Source organism: Ahniella affigens, from assembly GCF_003015185.1.
Lineage (GTDB): Bacteria > Pseudomonadota > Gammaproteobacteria > Xanthomonadales > Ahniellaceae > Ahniella > Ahniella affigens.
The window spans coordinates 3,245,101-3,262,747 of sequence record NZ_CP027860.1 but is presented as its reverse complement, the minus strand read 5'-3'; the positions used below and the strand labels follow the sequence as shown (position 1 = coordinate 3,262,747).

Genomic DNA, 17,647 nt, shown 5'->3' with positions numbered 1-17,647 from the left:
GCCACCTGAGCGCGTCGTATTCGCAATCGTTTGCAGCTTATGACATTTCCGGGGCTGCCCAAACGCCCGACCGTTCACTCTCGAAAGCCGTGCTAACTTCGGGAAATCCTGCGTGGTGGCAGGTGCGTCCAGAGGTGCCCTGAAAGTCCGACTGTTGACGCACGACAGCATGCCACGCCAGCTGGTTTCGCATGTCCTTTGAGGAGTCGTTCGTGAGTCGCGGTTTCAATTTCTCGTCGGGTCCGGCTGTACTGCCGGAAGAAGTTCTGAAAGAAGCGCAAGCCGAGCTTCTGGAATGGTCCAACGCACGCGCATCGGTGATGGAAGTGAGTCACCGCGGCAAGGCGTTCATCGCCATGGCCGAGGAGTCTGAGCGCGATCTGCGCGCGCTGATGAGCATTCCCGCCAACTACAAGGTGCTGTTTCTGCAAGGCGGCGCCACGCAGCACTTCGCCCAGATTCCGATGAACATCGGTTTCGGCGGCAGTGCGGACTACATCGTCACCGGCCAGTGGGGCCAAAAAGCAGTCAAGGAAGCCAAGCCCTACACGAACGCGCGCGTTGCCGCGACGGGCGAGGCCGATGGGTTTCTGAAGCTTCCGCCGCGCGACACGTGGCAGTTGGACTCGAACGCCGCATACGTGCATTACACGCCGAACGAAACCATCGGCGGCATCGCGATCCACGACATTCCGGATGTTGGCAATGTGCCACTCGTGGCCGACATGTCGTCGAACATTCTGGCCGACACGCTCGATGTATCGAAGTTCGGCATCATCTATGCCGGTGCGCAGAAGAACATCGGCCCCAGTGGCTTGGTTGTCATGATCATCCGCGACGATCTGCTCGGTCGTCCAACCGCGCCAATGGCGAACATCTTCAAATACAGCGCACAAGCGGCTGACGGCTCGATGCTGAACACGCCGGCCACGTTCTCATGGTACATGGCGGGTCGCGTGTTCAAGTGGGTCGCCCGGCACGGTGGTGTGGCCGCGATGGGCGAGCGCAATCGCGCAAAGGCTGAGCGACTGTATCGCTACATCGATGGCTCCGGCTTCTACTCGAATCCGATTGAAAAGAGCGCCCGCTCGTTGATGAACGTGCCATTCCGCTCGCCCAATGAAACGCTGGACGAGAAATTCGTCAAGGAATCCGAGGCGGCTGGTTTGCTCGCGCTGAAGGGGCACCGCTCCGTCGGCGGGATGCGCGCCAGCATTTACAACGCGATGCCGATCGAAGGCGTCGAAGCGTTGATCAGCTTCATGCAGGACTTCGCTGCCAAGAATGGCTGAGTCCAGACGTTCGCTGCAACATCGATTCAGAGCCGGCGTGCGACAACGCCGCCGGCACAACCAAAAGTGGGCACCATGTACAAAATCAAGACCTTGAACAACATCTCGGCTTCGGGCCTGTCGCGCCTGCCGAGCGAACGCTACGAAATCGTCGACGAACTGGAGCAGGCCGATGCCGTGCTCGTCCGTTCGGCCGACATGCACCCTATCGAGTTGCCAAAGTCCGTCATTGCTGTGGGTCGCGCGGGCGCTGGCACGAACAACATTCCGGTGGCCAAGCTGTCGAAGCAGGGCGTCGTGGTGTTTAACGCCCCTGGCGCCAATGCGAATGCGGTCAAGGAACTCGTGCTCGCCAGCATGCTGATCAGCGCCCGGAATCTGCACGATGCGTTGAGCTTTGTGTCGGGCCTGACTGCGGACCATATGGAAGAAACGATCGAAGCCCAGAAGAAACGCTTCGTTGGCAATGAGCTTTCTGGCCGCACACTCGGGGTCGTGGGCCTCGGCGCGATTGGTGTCCGCGTCGCGAATGCCGCGCGCGCGCTCGGTATGCGCGTCATCGGCTTTGATCCACATATGACGGTCGAGGGCGCCTGGGCGCTGTCGTCCGATGTGATCAAGGCAAGCGGGCTCAATGAACTGTTCGCGTCCAGCGATTTCATCAGCTTCCATGTGCCGTTGCTGGAAGGCACGCGCGGCTTGTTCAATACCGCGGCGTTGTCGGTCGTCAAGTCCGGCGTGACGCTGATGAACTTCTCGCGCGATGGCATCATCGATCCGGAAGCGCTGAAGCAAGGGCTGAACGATGGCCGCATCGGTCGCTATGTATCGGATTTCCCGAAGGCCGATCTGATCAAGCATCCGCGCGTGATTGCGCTGCCGCATCTCGGCGCGTCAACGCATGAGGCAGAAGAGAACTGTGCTGTGATGGTCGCCGATCAAGTCCGCGACTATCTGGAGAACGGCAACATTGCGAACTCGGTGAACTTCCCATCCACGCGCATGGCCCGCGGCGCGCGGTCGCGCATCTGTGTCGCCAACTTGAACAAACCAAACATGATCGGTCAGCTGACCCACGTGCTCGGCGTGCATGGCATCAACATCGCGCAGATGCACAACGCGTCGAAGGGCGAGAATGCATACAACTTGGTCGACGTTGATGATGAGGTGGGCATTGAACTGCTGACCGAGCTGCGCGGCATTGATGGGGTGTTGTCGGTTCGCTTGGTCTGAGCGTGACCTGAGTCACACTGCAGAAATCAGGCCAGTTCTTTGGTTTTATGAAGCATTGGCCTGCGCAGCAACGTTTCGCTGGTGCGGCGGGTTTGGAATGCAGTCGACACAACTGGGTCGCAAGTAGCCCTCTCCCCAGCCCTCTCCCACTTGCGTGGGAGAGGGTGCCTACTCCCTCCCCCGCGAGCGCGGGAGAGGGCTCGGGGAGAGGGCTACTTGCGATTAGAATGGCCATCACACGCAGATCGCTGATCTTGCAAGAATAATGGGTTATGGTGTGCTTGATGAGAAAGGCTTGCCCGCATGAGTGACAGCTTCAAACCAACCAACCTGGGTGAAGTGCGAGCGCGGATCGATGCGATCGATCGCGACATCCAGAAGCTGATCGCTGAGCGTGCGGAATTCGCGCGCTTGGTGGGTCAGGTCAAAGGGCCACTGAAGGCAGCGGTTGACTACTATCGCCCCGAGCGCGAGGCGCAGGTGCTGCGGATGGTCAAGGACCGCAATCAGGGCCCTTTGTCCAACGAAGAAATGATCCGCCTGTTTCGGGAGATCATGTCGGCGTGTCTGGCGCAACAAGAGCCGCTGAAGATTGCGTTCCTGGGGCCTGAGGGGACCTTCTCACAAACCGCGGTACACAAGCACTTCGGGCATTCCGTACATGGCTTGCCGGTGGCAACCATTGAGGAAGTGTTTCAAGAAGTCGAGGCCGAGCGCGCCGACTTCGGCGTGGTGCCGGTTGAGAATTCAACGGAAGGCTCGGTGCATTCGACGCTCGACATGTTCCATGATTCAAGCCTCAAGATTTGCGGCGAAGTGGAGTTGGCGATTCACCAGTTTCTCCTCAGCAAATCTGGCGAAATCGGCAAGATCGAGCGCGTGTTTTCGCATCCGCAGTCGCTGGGCCAAACCCGCAACTGGTTGCGCGCGAACTTGAGCAAGGTCGAGAAAGTGCCCGTGTCGAGCAACGCTGAAGCGGCCAGGCGCGCGCGGAATTCGGACGAGTCGGCGGCAATTGCCGGTGAGTCAGCGGCGCGCGTCTACGACCTGAAGATCGTTGCGGGTCCGATCGAAGACCGGCCCGACAATAACACCCGCTTCATTGTGCTGGGCCGCGATCTGTTTTCGCCGTCAGGTCAGGACAAGACGTCACTGCTCGTATCCGGACAGGACCAGCCTGGCCTGTTGTTTCATCTGCTCGAACCACTCGCGAAGCGCAATGTGTCGATGACTCGGATCGAATCGCGGCCAACGCGACGCGGCAAGTGGGAGTATGCGTTCTTCATCGATATCGAAGGTCACGTTGAAGACGAACCGGTCAAGGCGGCTTTGGCCGATCTTGGTCCTCTCAGCAGTTTTGTGAAAATTCTCGGCTCCTATCCAAAGGCGATCCTGAGCGAATGAACGACATCTTTCTGAATCGCGCGGCACGACCCATCCAGAAGCTCGTGGCCTACGACCCGGGTCACGATCTGCCGCGGCTGCGAGAGCGCTTTGGCGACATCATTGTCGAACTGGGCTCGAACGAGAACGGCTGGGGCACCTCTCCGAAGGCGGTCGAAGCCGTGGTCAAGGCCGCGCGCGACAGCTTCCGTTATCCCGATCCGCTGGGGCTTGGTCTCCGGGCGCGACTTGCGGACAAACATGATTGCTCGGAAGAGGAGATCGTGCTCGGCAATGGCTCGCATGAACTGCTGATGCAGCTTGCGCAAGTGTTTGCCGAACCGGGTGATGAGGTCATCTACTCGCGCTATGGCTTTGCCGTGTATCCGATTGGCACCCGTGCGGTCGGCGCGACCGGCATTGCCGTAGATCCGTTTCCACGGGATCACGCGATGCCGCTTGGCACCGACCTCAGCCAGATTCCGAAGGCAATCACCGAGCGCACCAAGATCATCTTCGTTGCGAACCCGAACAATCCGACCGGTACCCACTTCCGGATCGAAGACCTCAAAGCGTTGCTGCAGCAGGTGCCCAAACACATTCCGGTGGTCGTGGACGAGGCGTACACCGAGTTCGCGAATGCGGAAGGACTAGAGTCAGCGATCAGCCTGCGCCGCGAGTTTGCGAACCTCGTGGTGAGCCGGACCTTCTCGAAGGCCTATGGTCTCGCCGGGTTGCGCGTGGGTTATCTCGTCGCGCACCGGGAAGTCTGCGAACTAATCAATCGTCTGCGCGAGTCCTTCAACGTCAATTTGCTCGGTCTAGCCGCGGCAGAAGCGGCGTTGGATGACCACGAGCACCTCGCCCGCGTGCGCGAAGGCGTGCTCACGCAACGAGCGCGTATCGCCGAGGCTCTGACCCAGCTCGGTTTCTTCGTGTTCCCAAGTCAGACCAACTTCCTGCTGGTTGATTTTCACCGGCGCGCTCAGCCGATTGAAGATGCGCTGTTCGAGCGCGCCGTCATTGTCCGTCCGATGGTGCCCTACGGTTTGCCGAACTGCCTCCGAATCACGGTTGGCAATCCAGCCGAAACCGATCGTCTGATTGCGTCGCTGATCGAGGCCAAAGATGCGGCTTGATTGGTTGGCAGGTCGCGGGCAGCCCTTGCGCGGGCGCATTCGGGTGCCGGGTGACAAATCCGTGTCGCATCGCGCCATCATGCTCGGGAGTCTGGCCGAAGGCGTGACGCGCGTTCGCGGCTTCCTGGAAGGCGAGGACACGCGCGCGACCGCGCGCTGTTTCGCGCAGATGGGCGTGCGGATTGATGCACCGAGTGCCGGCGAGCGCATCGTTCATGGTGTGGGTCTGCATGGGCTGAAGGCATCGAGCGCACCGCTCGATTGCGGCAATGCCGGCACGGCAATGCGGTTGCTCGTTGGCCTGTTGTCAGCGCAACGATTCGAGAGCACGCTGATTGGCGATGAATCGCTGACGCGTCGCCCGATGGCACGCGTGATCGATCCGCTTTCCGAGATGGGCGCACAGATCGAATCGGCTGAAGGCAAACGGCCACCGTTGCGTGTGTTGCCGGTGTCGAAGTTGCATGGTCGCCGCTTCCGTCCGCCGGTAGCCAGCGCCCAGGTCAAGTCCGCATTGCTGTTGGCTGGTCTGTATGCGGAAGGTGAGACCTGGGTCAGCGAGGTGCATCCAACGCGCGACTACACGGAATCGATGCTGTCGGCGCTAGGTTTGGAGATTCTGCGTGATGGCGACTCTGTGGGTGTGCGCGGGGGTGGCCGCTTGGTCGCGCGAGACATCGATGTGCCAACTGATTTCTCGTCGGCGGCGTTCTTTCTCGTTGCGGCGAGCGTCATCGAGGGCTCTGATTTGATCATTGAAGACGTGGGGCTGAATCCTCGCCGCACCGGTCTCCTTGATACGTTGCTCGATATGGGGGCATCGATCGAACGCCTCAATGTGCGCCAAGTGGGTGCCGACGAATTGGCTGACTTGCATGTTCGCGCTGCGACATTGCATGGCATCGACGTGCCTCTGGCGCGTGTGCCCGACATGATCGACGAGTTCCCAGCCTTGTTTGTCGCGGCTGCTGCGGCCGAAGGCGCGACGGTGGTGCGCGGCGCGGCTGAGTTGCGCGTGAAAGAGAGCGACCGCATCGCGGTGATGGCGACGGCGCTTAAGGCCATGGGCGTTCACTTGGACGAGCGGCCTGATGGTGCGGTCATTCAGGGCGGGACGCGCTGGCAGGCGGCAAGCGTCGACAGTCACGGCGACCATCGTTGTGCGATGAGCTTGTCGATCGCTGCGCAGTTTGCCGACGAGGTCAGCACGATTCGCGATTGCCGCAACGTCGACACGTCGTTCCCTGGCTATCGAGATTTGGTGCTTGGGGCAGGCATGAACGTGCAGGCGGTTGAGGCTGGCTGATCCGGTTCGCCCGCAGTCTTGCTATTCGGAATCGCCGAACAGCGATCCAACGCGCTGGGGTAGTGTCGCGACGACTGGCTCGATCAATTCCGGCCGGTTGTTCTTGGGGCTGCCGATCGCCTTGGCAACCGGGTAATACACCGCGGTGCCAGATGGCGCCGGGCACAGCAGTGGATCCAGGGCCTGAGCCGGTGCTTCCAGCCAGAAACGCCAATCATTGAGCCCCAGCAGCACTGGCATGCGGTCGTGCAGTGGCGCGATTTCGTCGCTGGCTTGGCAAGTCAGAATCGTAAATGTCTCAATGGGCGGCGGCTCGGTCGCGCTTTCTGAGTCTCGACCAGTTGGGTCCCGCCATTGTTCCCAAAGGCCCGCCGCCACAAACAACGGGCCGCTTTTCGGAACCACGGCGAAGGGTTGCTTGGCTTTGGCCTCCCCAATCCACTCGAAGTAGCCACTCAACAGCACCAGGCAACGGCGTTTGCGATAGGCCTGCCGAAATGAGGGCTTCTCGGCGACCGACTCAGCACGGGCATTGATCGTCTGGCTCGCGATACGCGCATCCTTGGCCCAGCCTGGTATTAAACCCCATCGCAACAGATCGATCTGAAACTCACCATTTGCATCAAGTCGCACGACCGGCGCCAACTGAGTCGGCGCAATGTTGTAACTGGCTTGGTAGATGGGGTATTTGTGGCCCTTGATGTCGAAGTACGCAGCGAGTTGCTCGGGCAGGGTGTTGAGAAAGTAGCGGCCACACATGCTCAACGTCTCCGAAACACGCCATAGCAGAAGCGCTGCTCGCGGCCGGTAGGTGTCAGATGGATTTCACGGGCGGTATCGAGGAGTTCGAAGGCTTCGCGACCGAGCAGGTCCCACTGATCTTGCGCGTCACGACGACAAACCGGCAATCCACTGCAGCGCTCTGGGCCATCGGGTGCGAAGCCGGCGAGTACAACAATGCCGCCGGGTTTCAAGGTCTTGCGGACCTGCCGCGCATAGGCTGCCTGCGCTGCTGTGTCAGTCAGAAAATGTGAAACCGCGCGGTCGTGCCAGAAGTCGAAGTGAGTAGTTGGCAAGTCAATCTCGATGATCGACCCGACCAAGAAATGGACGTCGCGAGCGTGCGCGCCAAGCCGGTCGCGGGCGACATTCAGTGCGGTGCCTGAAAGGTCCATACAAGTGACAGTTCGAACGCCCGCAGCAATCAAATCATCGACCAGCGTCGATGCCCCGGCACCGACGTCGATAAGGTGATGTGCGGGCTGCAGACCATGCTTCGTCAAGAGCCGCAGCGACAGATCGAGGTGCGGGCGCGTCCAGCTGAGCGCGTCCAACGGCTTCTCGTAGACTTGCTGCCAGTGGTTTTCAGTGACATCGCTCATCAGGGGGTTCCGTTTCAACGACGCAGTGGCAGGGCGATCTGCCGCTCGACGCGAAGTGTGACAGGTTGAGACTGCGCCTCCTACAACGAGTGGTTTTGTAGGAGCGGCTTCGGCCGCGAACCAAGCTTGCCGCAAGATTGTTTCGGGCCTGAAGGCCCTCCTACAAAAAGGCGAACCGGGCTTGCCGCAAGGATGTTTCAGGCCTGATGGTTCTCCTACAACGCGTGGTTTTTGTGGGAGCGGCTTCAGCCGCGAACCAAGCTTGCCGCAAGATTGTTTCGGGCCTGAAGGCCCTCCCACAAAGGGCCAACAGACCTCGCCGCACGTCTATTTTGTGCATGCAGGCCATCCCACGAGTCGAGACGAGCCATCCGAGACAAATCCAGCAATGCAGGCCGCGGCATACAAATTGCCCATCGCCCACCACCCCGCGTTGACAGTTTCTGGCCGTTGCAAAGTGGTAAGGTTGCGATTCAAATCCGAATCAACGCCCGCAACTGGACCACCGTATGCACGATCTCCGCGTTTCCCTGATTCAAGCCGCAACCGTCTGGCACGACGCCGATGCCAATCGCGCGCTCTATGGCAAATTGATTCGCGGGCTCAAGGGCCAAACCGACTTGATCGTGCTCCCCGAGACCTTCACGAGTGGCTTCTCGAACGACGCGATCCACCGCGCCGAATCGATGCAGGGCGAGACTGTTGCTTGGCTCCGGCAAAAAGCCGCTGAAGTCGGTGCAGTGATCACAGGCAGCGTGGTGATGCGTGACGGCGAGTCGGTATTCAATCGCCTGCTATGGGCCAGCCCCGATGGCGATGTCCAGCATTACGACAAGCGCCACCTGTTTCGCATGGCGAAAGAGCACGAGCGCTACGCCGCGGGCAAGGAACGACTTATCGTCAGTCTGCATGGTTGGCGCATTTGTCCGCTGGTGTGTTACGACCTGCGCTTCCCCGTGTTCATGCGCAACGGTCGCGATGCCGATCAGGCCGGCGGCATGCACTACGATCTGCTGCTGTTCGTCGCGAACTGGCCCGCGCCGCGCCGACATCCATGGCGGACGTTGCTACGCGCTCGGGCGATCGAGAATCTCTGCTACGTGGTCGGCGTGAATCGCGTCGGTCGCGATGGCAATGAACTCGACTATGCTGGCGACAGTGCCGTGATCGACATGGTGGGCGAGGCCCTGGTGGATTGTGGTTCCGAGCCAATCGTGGTCACGCAGACGTTGTCTTGGTCCAAGTTGCAGGGCCACCGTGATCGCTTTCCGGCATGGATGGATGCGGACGCGTTCGAGTTGCGCGATTGCTGACGCTTCAAACGAGCGTTTGGCCGGCCAAGTGGGGTCGACCGAGTGACGCCCGGTCCAATCTGTCTCGCGTCTGGAATCGGAAATGCTAACCTTGCGCCTTCCATTTCCGGCGATCTCGTCATGCTCAAGATCGATACGCACGCTCACATTCTGCCGCGCGACTGGCCAAATTTGGCCGAAAAGTACGGGGACGACCGCTTTGCCGTGATTCATCACAGTGAAGGCCGGCACCGCATCTACAAGGACGGCAAGTTTTTTCGGGAAATTTGGCCGAATACGTGGGACCCGGAACTCCGGATCCAGGAATACGCCCGGTTTGGGGTGCAGGCGCAAGTCATTTCCACCGTGCCCGTGTTGTTTTCTTATTGGGCCAAGCCGAATCAGGCGCTCGACCTGCATGAGCACTTGAACAACCACAAGGCCGAGATTTGTCGCGTCTATCCGCGCCACTTCGCGGGCCTGGGCACGGTGCCGCTGCAGTCGCCGCGCCTCGCGATTCAGGAAATGGAACGCTGTGTGGAGCAACTCGGTTTGTCTGGCGTGCAGATCGGCTCACATGTCAACGACTGGAATCTGGATGCGGCCGAGCTGTTCGACTTTTTTGCGGCGGCTCAGGACTTGGATTGTGCGCTCCTGATTCACCCCTGGGACATGATGGGCACCGACACCATGCCGAAGTACTGGCTGCCGTGGCTCGTCGGCATGCCGGCAGAGCAATCGCGCGCCGCCTGCAGCCTGATTTTTGGCGGAGTGTTAGAGCGACTCCCCAAGCTTCGCGTGTGCTTCGCGCATGGCGGTGGCTCGTTTCCGTTTACGATTGGGCGCATCGAGCATGGATTCCGGATGCGCCCCGACTTGGTCGCGCTCGATAACCCGCGCAACCCGCGCGAATATCTGAAGCGCGTCTTTTTTGATTCTTGCGTGCATGATCCGCAAGCCCTGCGCTACTTGCTCGATGTCGTGGGCCAAGACCGCGTCATGTTGGGGACCGATTACCCGTTTCCGCTGGGCGAGCAGGAACCGGGTAGCGGCATCAATCATCTGAAGCTCGACCCGATTGGCGAGGCCCGGCTCTTTCACGGCTCCGCGCTCGAATGGCTGAAATTGCCACTGTCGCGCTTTCAGGCCAAGGAGGCCGCATGAACCCGATCTCCGAAGCCTACGCCTTGGCGCAGGATGCGAGCGATGAGTTGGCCTCGTTCCGTGATGAGTTCTTGATTCCGAAGCACGACGGTCGCGAGCAAGCGTATTTCTGCGGTAACTCACTGGGTCTGCAGCCGCGGGCGACTTGGGCCGCCATGCAGACCGAGCTCGAGGATTGGCGTGATCTGGGCGTGGAGGGGCATTTTCGCGGGCGCAATCCTTGGATGCCGTACCACAGTTTTGTTCGACAGCATCTGGCCGAACTCGTGGGTGCGAGTGAGTCTGAAGTCGTCGCGATGAACTCGCTGACAGTCAACCTGCACTTGTTGATGGTCAGCTTCTATCAGCCCACCAAACAACGCCCGGCGATTCTGATCGAGGCAGGCGCGTTTCCGTCGGACCGACATGCCGTCGCGTCGCAGATCGCGTTTCATGGCTTCGATCCGGTCAACGATCTGATCGAATTGCATCCCGATGGCGAGAACGGCACCATCTCGATGGCGGCGATCAAGCGCGTGCTGATTCAACAAGGGCATCGCATCGCGCTTGTTCTGTGGCCAGGCGTGCAATACCGCACCGGCCAGCGCTTTGACCTGAAGCAGATTGCCGACTTGGCGCATCGCGCGGGCGCCATGGTGGGGTTCGATTTGGCCCACGCGGTTGGCAATGTCCCCGTCGACTTGAGCCAGAGTGGTGCCGACTTTGCGGCCTGGTGCAGCTACAAATATCTGAACTCCGGGCCGGGCTCGATCGCAGGCGCATTTGTTCATGCGCGCCATGCCGAGGCCAAACTGCCGCGCTTTGCGGGCTGGTGGGGGCATGATCAGGCGACCCGTTTCAAGATGGGGCCCGATTTTGTGCCGACCCCAGGCGCAGAAGGCTGGCAACTGTCGAACCCACCGATATTTGCACTGGCGCCATTGAAGGCATCGCTCGATGTGTTTCATCGCGCAGGCTTGGCGCGACTGCGCGCAAAGTCGGTGCGACTGACCGCATACTTGGAGCAATTGGTGCAGCACCAACTCGGTGATCACATTGACATCGTCACGCCCGCAGACGCAGAGCAGCGCGGCTGCCAACTCAGTCTGCGTGTCAAGATGGGCCGCGATACCGGTCGCGCATTGTTCGAGTTCCTCGGTGCACAAGGCGTCGTGGGTGATTGGCGTGAGCCCGATGTGATCCGAATGTCACCAACGCCGCTCTACAACCGTTTCAGTGATTGCTGGCGCTTTGCCGAGACCGCGCGGCAGTTTTTTGCCGGGGCCTGATTGGGGCAGCGCGGGGCTATCGCGCTGGCGCGGTATCATCAAGAAACCGCACGCGCTCTGGTCCAAACTCGCCGCCATGGCTGATGGCCCGTTGTGTCCAGACAATCGCGTGCGCACACGCGTCGGGCAGATCGCGGCCCAACGCGAGTTGGGCGGCAATGGCTGACGACAAATGGCAGCCAGTGCCGTGAGTCTTCCCGACGGCTTGGCGCTGATGCGCAAATTCGTACGCATCACCTTCGGCGAGTAGCAACCGATCGACCAGGGATCGGCCCCGGCCATGCCCGCCCTTGACCAGGATGGCGGACAAGCCACGCTCCAATAGATGCTCAGCAGCGCGTTGCGCTTGCGCCGGGGAATTCGTCGGCAAACCACTCAGCGTCGCGAGTTCGGGCAGGTTAGGGGTCAGCAGCGCCAATGCCGGCAACAGTTGCAGCATCGTGATCGGCGTGCTGGCCGGCACCAGAGGCTGGCCACGGGACGCCACCAACACCGGATCCAGGACAACGGCGCCTAGTTTGCCGGCGTCGATGTAGCGCTTCAGGAGCCGCAATTGGGCGGCACCGCCACAGAGGCCGATCTTGCAGGCGTTTGGCCGCAATTCCTCCAGCAGACAATCGAGTTGCAATTTCAGCGTAGTGGCCGATTTAGGCACAACGGCGTCCACGCGGCTGGCGTTCTGAACGGTTTCTGCGGACACCACGCCGAGTCCATGGACACCCAGCGCTGCAAATGTCCGGACATCGGCGATCAAGCCCGCACCGCCACTCGGATCGAGACCCGAAATGGCCAAACACATTGGTTTGTTGTTTTTCTGAGACACTTTGGGAAGCTCCTATCCCCAGAATTTGGGGTACAGATCAAGCATTTGGCACATTTTGGGCAAAAAAATCGGATGAACGGCGGTTGACGTGCTGTTGTTTTTTTGACACCATGTCGCTCATTCGCAACAAGCCACACCGAGCCATTACCGTGTTGAAGTCTCGCACAACATTGAGCATCGCCATCGTCGCCGCTATCGGCGCCGGGCATGCGTGTGCGAATGATCTGGGTGAATGGCAGTCGTATGCGCGCGCAGCAGTCACGCCCAATTTCGATTGGGCAGAATCCGCGACACTCGTGCCAACGGTTCTCGATCGTGGTGCACAGACCACTCTCAAAGAGCGCTTCTCGATTCCGGTGCGCAACACCGAGCAAACGTTGAGCCTGAGCGTTGGTCGCAGTGCGCTGACCGATCTGCCGGTCGCTCATGATGCGGGCAATGATCGCTCCATGCTCAACCTGGGCCGCAATGCGCTGGTGCGCGATATCGTCGCGCCAACATTCAGCACCGATACGGGCGCCGGTACGTTTTCTGCGGGCGTGATCATTGCCGAACAGCGCTTTGCGTCGCTGGGCATGGGCGCCACGGTGGCGCAGCGTTCAGAAGATTTGACCGACCGTACATTGCCGATCGAAAAGGTCGCCGGTACGGGCGTGCGCGTGGGTTACAGCGTGCCGCTGAGCCAAGCTGTGGCCATGGATACGTTTGTGCAGTCGCGGATCAATATGGAAGCGCTGCATGCCTATCGCGGCGTGTTCTCCGATCCGGGCGACTTCGATGTGCCGTCACAGGCGGGTGTCACGGTTCGTTACCAGTTTGCGCCGAAGTGGCAGATGTCGGTGTCGGCTGATCGCATCCGCTATAGCGAGTTGACGGCGTTCTCCAGCACCGCGTTGCCAACGCGATTCCTGTCATTGCTCGGCGACTCTGGTTCACCTGAGTTTGTGTGGGAAGATCTGGACGTGTTCGGCGCTGAGCTGAGCTACGCGATCAACCCGCAGGCTGGCTTGGTTGCGCGCTACGGCACGCATCAGCAGCCGGAGCCTACTGAGTCCATTCTTCGCAACGCGCTTTCCGACGCCATCAGCAGCGGCTATGTCGCGCTGGGCTATGAGCAGAACACCCGCAATCTCGGCCGCTTTGCGCTGAATGCGACGTACGCCGACTCGCAGGCGTTCCTCGGCAATGTTTCCGCTACGAACAAAGACGCCACCGGCCCGCAGGTTGAGGTCGAGGCGACTTGGCGATTTGATTTTTGACACTTCTATCCAGGGCTTAGATTCAAGTGTGGGCTCGAGCGATCGAGCCCAATTTTTTTGTGTCGAATTTATAAGGCGCGCGGATTGGCTGGGTTGGTTTCACCAGTTCGGTCATCGCCAGCATATCAACTCAGATTCTTAGGCAACGATGCTAGAGGGAACAGTGAATGGCCAAGACCGTGATGGGTCGGCTGGTGATGCCTGAAGTCGACGCTGTGCTCGAATCGGCGTCACCCCCCATGCGCGCGCTGGCTGAGGCGCTGATGCAACAGGTCCTGCGTTTGCATCCCGAACCCTGCATCGTGGCTTGGCCCAAGCAACGCATCATCAGTTTTGGCTTTGGTCCAAAGAAGATGTCGGAGCATTATTGCTACATCGGCATTCAGTCCAAACACATCAATGCCGGTTTCTACTACGGCGCAACGTTGCCGGATCCCGAGTCGTTGCTGGAAGGCACCGGCAAGTATCTGCGCCATGTAAAAGTAGCTAGCGCTGCGACGTTGCAGCAGCCATCGATGACGACGCTGCTGACTGCAGCGATTGCCGAGCGTCGCGCCGTTCTGGAGTGAGTGGCCAGGTTGCGTGGCATTCAGAGGGAGCAGCTTAAGCCGGCCGCAATCCAACTAACAAACGCGATAGCCGCAACGCGACCATTGATCGCGCGCGGCATCTTGCGAGTGAGGACCCCATCACGATCGTGACCCTGTCTCGATAGGGCATTGCCAACTTAACGCTTCGGGCAGGTCACGACCTCACCAGCCGCGTTCGTGCACGTGCCCGAATGGCTCACGCCTTCGTTCGAATACGTCGTGTTGCCGTCATAGCTATTTCCGGTCTGCGCATTGGTCGCCTGCGTGTTGCGCGATCCGGCAAACGTGCCATCGGCATTGACCGCGGTGCTGCCTTGAGATTGCACATTGCCCTGACTGCCGCTCGCCGCAAAGCCGCCAGTGCGGGTGCCTGAGCCATCCGCATTCCGTTCAAATGCTCCGGCGCGGCCTGCGGTGCCGCCATTGGCCGTTTGCACCGCGCCGCCGCTGGCACCTACGGCATTGCCCTGACCGTCGGTGGCGACCGTACCACCACGGGCAAAGCGACCGCCGTTTGGTCCCGAACCCGCAGCGGCCGCGCCGGCAGTGGTACCGCCAGCGGCATTTGGCTTGGCACCCGCGGCGCGAGCCCGACCGCCAGCATCAGCATCCATGGTCAGCGACAGAAAAGCGATTGCAGCAACGCACAACAAAATCTTGCTCATAAGTGTTCCTGATGAATTGGGTGATGAAAGATGATTTGCGACGGACAAACAGGACGTTCCAAGACACTCGCAGCCTGACCCAGCGCATCGGGGGAGTTGTCACCGGGTCAGGTGCGAGCGCAGGAACGTGGTGGGGCAAATGGCCGACTTACGGCGCCTGATCAATCAGATCGCCGACGAAGGCATGCAGCCGCTTCGCGCGATCCAGGCGATTTGCGAGCATGCTCCGGACTTCCGCTTGCTGCTCCGGACTCAGGCTGTCGTAGAACGCCATCCGCTGATTGCGGAGTCCGCGGCCCTCGGCCAGCAATGCAAACAGCGCACGATCAGCATTGGCCGCGATCTGATGCAGATCAGCGTCTGGTGCACGAAGGTCCGATTGCGTCTGATCGATCAGCGTGCCGATTTCGGAATGCGCAGCGAGCCGAAAAGCGCGTTGATCAGCGAGCAATTGATCCAGCTGAGTACGTTGCGCGGCATCCAGATCCAGACGACTCAGCGCGGCTTCCTGCCGTTCCAGCCAGCGCGCGCCGAAGGATTGCTGCTGGGCCAGGCTGACCCCGGTCACGGCCAGCGCCAGCGCGGACAGGCCAACCAGGACAAGACTTCGGGTTTTCATGAGAACTCCGTTTCAAGGACCACCGGCTTGGTGGCAGGACCAGATTGCGTCCGAAACAACAACCAAGAATGTCGGCACTCGGCCAATTTGTAAGCAGTTATGAACAAGTCCCCGGTCGGCAACACTTGCTTGCAGCCCGCGACCGGGCCGGCTTGTCGAAACCCCGGTCTGCGGCGATAGTGCAGCCATGGACGAGACCCATTCCCTATTGCTGGTGGACGACGACGCGCGCCTGACCGACTTGGTCTCGCGCTATCTGAAAGAACATGGCTATCGCGTACGCGAGGTTGCCAATCTGGCCGGCATGCGACGCGCGCTATCCGAAAAACACTTCGATCTGATCCTGCTCGATGCCGGCCTGCCTGACGGCGATGGCATTCGCGCGTGTCAGCAGCTCCGCGGCGAAGGTATCGAGACGCCAATTGTGCTGTTGACTGCCAGAGGCGACGAGATCGACCGCGTGCTCGGACTCGAATTCGGCGCCGATGATTACCTGTCCAAACCCGTCAGCCCGCGCGAACTTCTGGCACGCATTCGTGCCCGCCTGCGCCGCGCGCAGCCCGTGGGTGCCGCGCCGAGACTCGCTGCCGAGCCGATTCGATTCGGTAATTTTCGCCTGGATCTGGAACAGCGCCTGTTGTTTCAGGGCGACGAGCAACTCCGCTTGACCAGCGGTGAGTTCGCCATTCTTGCCGCACTCGCCGAACATGCCGGCCGACCACTCACCCGCGATCACCTGATGAATCTGGCACGCGGCGAAGACTACAGTTCCGCCGATCGCTCCATCGATGTCATGGTCTCGAGGCTGCGCAAGCTGATCGAAGACGACTCCCGCAATCCGCGTTATCTGCAAACTGTTTGGGGTGTTGGCTATGTGCTGGTCTTGAGCGGAGAGAAACGATGAGCTTAAGAGTGCAAATCTGGTTGCTCTTGGCGGCCGTCGTGCTAATCGCGTTCTTGGTTGCCGGTGCCGTCATGGCGCGCCAAACGCTCGACGGCGGCAGTCGCCAGATCGCAGAGTGGATTGACTTTGCCGCGCGTCAAGCCGATGGCGATCGTGCCCTTGACTATCGGCAGCATCAAGACGGTCGAACGCCCTTGCTGGAGATGCGCAACCGACTGCCGCCAGATGAAACGACTCGAAGCCCTTTGGCGGTTGCGGTCCTTGATGATCTGCGCGACTGGCGAGGCCGCGATCACGTGCGCCTGGAAGGCGGCGACCGCCCCACCTTCTGGTTGCAAAGCCAGCGTGATCCTGAGCAATGGATTGGTGTGCCGATGCAAACGTTGCGCGGCAACATCGCGCGTGCGAGCTGGTGGATACTGATCGTATCAGCCGCGTTGATTTTGCTGATTGGAGGCTGGTTCTCCGACCGCCTGACGCGCTCACTCCAGGCACTCGCTGACGCTGCACCAAATCTGGTCCACGGCAGCATTGATGTCGCCAAACTGGGGCAGGGCTCCTACGAGGTCAAAGCACTCGCGCAAGCACTCAGCGCCGCTGCCGCTGCCGTGCACAAGCACTACCACGCCCGCGAATCCTGGCTCACCGGCTTCTCGCACGATCTGCGAACGCCGATCGCCCGCCTCAAGTTCGCCCTCGAACTCGAACCCACGCCATTGAAGAACCGCCAAGAGATCGACGCGAACCTCGATGAAATGGACCGCCTCCTCGCCGCGTTCCTCGACCTCCAACGCCACGGCCTCGACGAACCCATCACCCGCATCGACCTCGCCGCACTCTGCGACCGCCTCGCGATCCGCTTCCGTATGCTCGGACCAATCGCCTTCGACGCGCCGAGCACACCGATCGTCATCGAAGGCCGCGAACTCTGCTTAGAACGCGCGATCTCCAATCTCCTGAAAAATGCGTTTGATCACGGCAGCCAGCCCATTCAACTTGAACTGATGCATCAAGACGGCGAGCTTGCGATCATTGTTAGCAACACCGAAAAGTCTGCAGACGCGCCGAGCCACGGTTACGGTATGGGCTTGGCCGTGGCCAGAACGATGGCCAGCCTGCATGGTGGTCGGTTTTCATGGTTCAGAGAACAAGGTCGCGTGTTGGCAAGTTTGATCGTGCCCGCTGGGGGCAGGGACTAATCTTGCCTGTCGACAAGGCGGCTGCCGCACTGCCGCGTTCTGGGTCGCCGCGTCTTAGGTCAACCATGACTCGCTTCACTTTCCCTTGTCCAAGAAGTCGGCTATGACCACGGTGTTGACACACAAACG

At 60.4% G+C, this 17,647-nt stretch carries 17 protein-coding genes; 12 read left to right on the top strand and 5 right to left on the bottom strand.

Going from position 1 to position 17,647, the window contains the following annotated elements; translation table 11 throughout:
* Positions 1-212 precede the first annotated feature (212 nt).
* The 5 genes from serC to aroA all read left to right on the top strand — a co-directional run bounded on the left by serC (position 213) and on the right by aroA (position 6,353).
* On the top strand, positions 213-1,292 hold the full coding sequence (gene serC, locus C7S18_RS12610; RefSeq protein WP_106894013.1) for a 3-phosphoserine/phosphohydroxythreonine transaminase: 1,080 nt from the start codon (positions 213-215) through the stop codon (positions 1,290-1,292).
* Between the two features lie 75 nt (positions 1,293-1,367).
* Complete coding sequence (locus C7S18_RS12605; RefSeq protein WP_106891909.1) at positions 1,368-2,525, top strand: phosphoglycerate dehydrogenase; 1,158 nt, start codon at positions 1,368-1,370, stop codon at positions 2,523-2,525.
* Positions 2,526-2,828: 303 nt separating this feature from the next.
* Positions 2,829-3,929 carry a prephenate dehydratase gene (gene pheA / locus C7S18_RS12600; protein WP_106891908.1) on the top strand — a complete coding sequence of 367 codons (1,101 nt, stop codon included), beginning with the start codon at positions 2,829-2,831 and terminating at the stop codon, positions 3,927-3,929.
* The gene (gene hisC, locus C7S18_RS12595; protein WP_106891907.1) at positions 3,926-5,047 is read left to right on the top strand and encodes a histidinol-phosphate transaminase; all 1,122 of its coding nucleotides are present in this window, start codon (positions 3,926-3,928) and stop codon (positions 5,045-5,047) included. The genes pheA and hisC overlap by 4 nt, the downstream gene beginning before the upstream one ends.
* Positions 5,037-6,353 (top strand): 3-phosphoshikimate 1-carboxyvinyltransferase, encoded by a 1,317-nt coding sequence (aroA, locus tag C7S18_RS12590; RefSeq protein WP_106891906.1) that lies wholly within the window; start codon positions 5,037-5,039, stop codon positions 6,351-6,353. Before hisC ends, aroA begins: the two co-directional genes overlap by 11 nt.
* 21 nt (positions 6,354-6,374) lie before the next feature.
* On the opposite strand, the gene C7S18_RS12585 is transcribed toward aroA, so the two are convergent.
* Positions 6,375-7,112 (bottom strand): SOS response-associated peptidase, encoded by a 738-nt coding sequence (locus tag C7S18_RS12585; protein ID WP_106891905.1) that lies wholly within the window; start codon positions 7,110-7,112, stop codon positions 6,375-6,377.
* A gap of 2 nt (positions 7,113-7,114) precedes the next feature.
* The gene (locus tag C7S18_RS12580; protein WP_106891904.1) at positions 7,115-7,735 is read right to left on the bottom strand and encodes a class I SAM-dependent methyltransferase; all 621 of its coding nucleotides are present in this window, start codon (positions 7,733-7,735) and stop codon (positions 7,115-7,117) included.
* A 509-nt stretch (positions 7,736-8,244) separates the two neighbouring features.
* On the opposite strand from C7S18_RS12580, the gene C7S18_RS12575 reads away from it, so the two are divergent.
* The 3 genes from C7S18_RS12575 to kynU all read left to right on the top strand — a co-directional run bounded on the left by C7S18_RS12575 (position 8,245) and on the right by kynU (position 11,459).
* Positions 8,245-9,048 carry an amidohydrolase gene (locus tag C7S18_RS12575; RefSeq protein ID WP_106891903.1) on the top strand — a complete coding sequence of 268 codons (804 nt, stop codon included), beginning with the start codon at positions 8,245-8,247 and terminating at the stop codon, positions 9,046-9,048.
* A gap of 120 nt (positions 9,049-9,168) precedes the next feature.
* Entirely contained in the window at positions 9,169-10,191 is a 1,023-nt protein-coding gene (locus C7S18_RS12570; protein WP_106891902.1) for an amidohydrolase family protein, read from the top strand.
* A complete protein-coding gene (kynU, locus tag C7S18_RS12565; RefSeq protein WP_106891901.1) occupies positions 10,188-11,459 on the top strand; it encodes a kynureninase in 1,272 nt (423 codons plus the stop codon). Before C7S18_RS12570 ends, kynU begins: the two co-directional genes overlap by 4 nt.
* Positions 11,460-11,475: 16 nt before the next feature.
* On the opposite strand, the gene thiD is transcribed toward kynU, so the two are convergent.
* Complete coding sequence (gene thiD / locus C7S18_RS12560) at positions 11,476-12,282, bottom strand: bifunctional hydroxymethylpyrimidine kinase/phosphomethylpyrimidine kinase (protein WP_146151904.1); 807 nt, start codon at positions 12,280-12,282, stop codon at positions 11,476-11,478.
* A 149-nt stretch (positions 12,283-12,431) separates the two neighbouring features.
* On the opposite strand from thiD, the gene C7S18_RS12555 reads away from it, so the two are divergent.
* Positions 12,432-13,541, top strand: coding sequence for a hypothetical protein (locus tag C7S18_RS12555; protein WP_146151903.1), 1,110 nt, complete (start codon positions 12,432-12,434; stop codon positions 13,539-13,541).
* 167 nt (positions 13,542-13,708) lie between these two features.
* On the top strand, positions 13,709-14,110 hold the full coding sequence (locus C7S18_RS12550) for a DUF1801 domain-containing protein (RefSeq protein ID WP_106891898.1): 402 nt from the start codon (positions 13,709-13,711) through the stop codon (positions 14,108-14,110).
* Positions 14,111-14,268: 158 nt separating this feature from the next.
* Here the strand turns inward: C7S18_RS12550 and C7S18_RS12545 are convergent, their stop codons facing one another.
* Complete coding sequence (locus C7S18_RS12545) at positions 14,269-14,796, bottom strand: hypothetical protein (protein ID WP_106891897.1); 528 nt, start codon at positions 14,794-14,796, stop codon at positions 14,269-14,271.
* 148 nt (positions 14,797-14,944) lie between these two features.
* The gene (locus tag C7S18_RS12540; protein ID WP_106891896.1) at positions 14,945-15,415 is read right to left on the bottom strand and encodes a Spy/CpxP family protein refolding chaperone; all 471 of its coding nucleotides are present in this window, start codon (positions 15,413-15,415) and stop codon (positions 14,945-14,947) included.
* Positions 15,416-15,602: 187 nt separating this feature from the next.
* Between C7S18_RS12540 and C7S18_RS12535 the strand changes: the two genes are divergently transcribed.
* Both C7S18_RS12535 and C7S18_RS12530 read left to right on the top strand, forming a co-directional pair.
* On the top strand, positions 15,603-16,319 hold the full coding sequence (locus tag C7S18_RS12535; protein WP_106891895.1) for a response regulator: 717 nt from the start codon (positions 15,603-15,605) through the stop codon (positions 16,317-16,319).
* Positions 16,316-17,518 carry a sensor histidine kinase gene (locus C7S18_RS12530; RefSeq protein WP_106891894.1) on the top strand — a complete coding sequence of 401 codons (1,203 nt, stop codon included), beginning with the start codon at positions 16,316-16,318 and terminating at the stop codon, positions 17,516-17,518. Before C7S18_RS12535 ends, C7S18_RS12530 begins: the two co-directional genes overlap by 4 nt.
* Positions 17,519-17,647 lie beyond the last annotated feature (129 nt).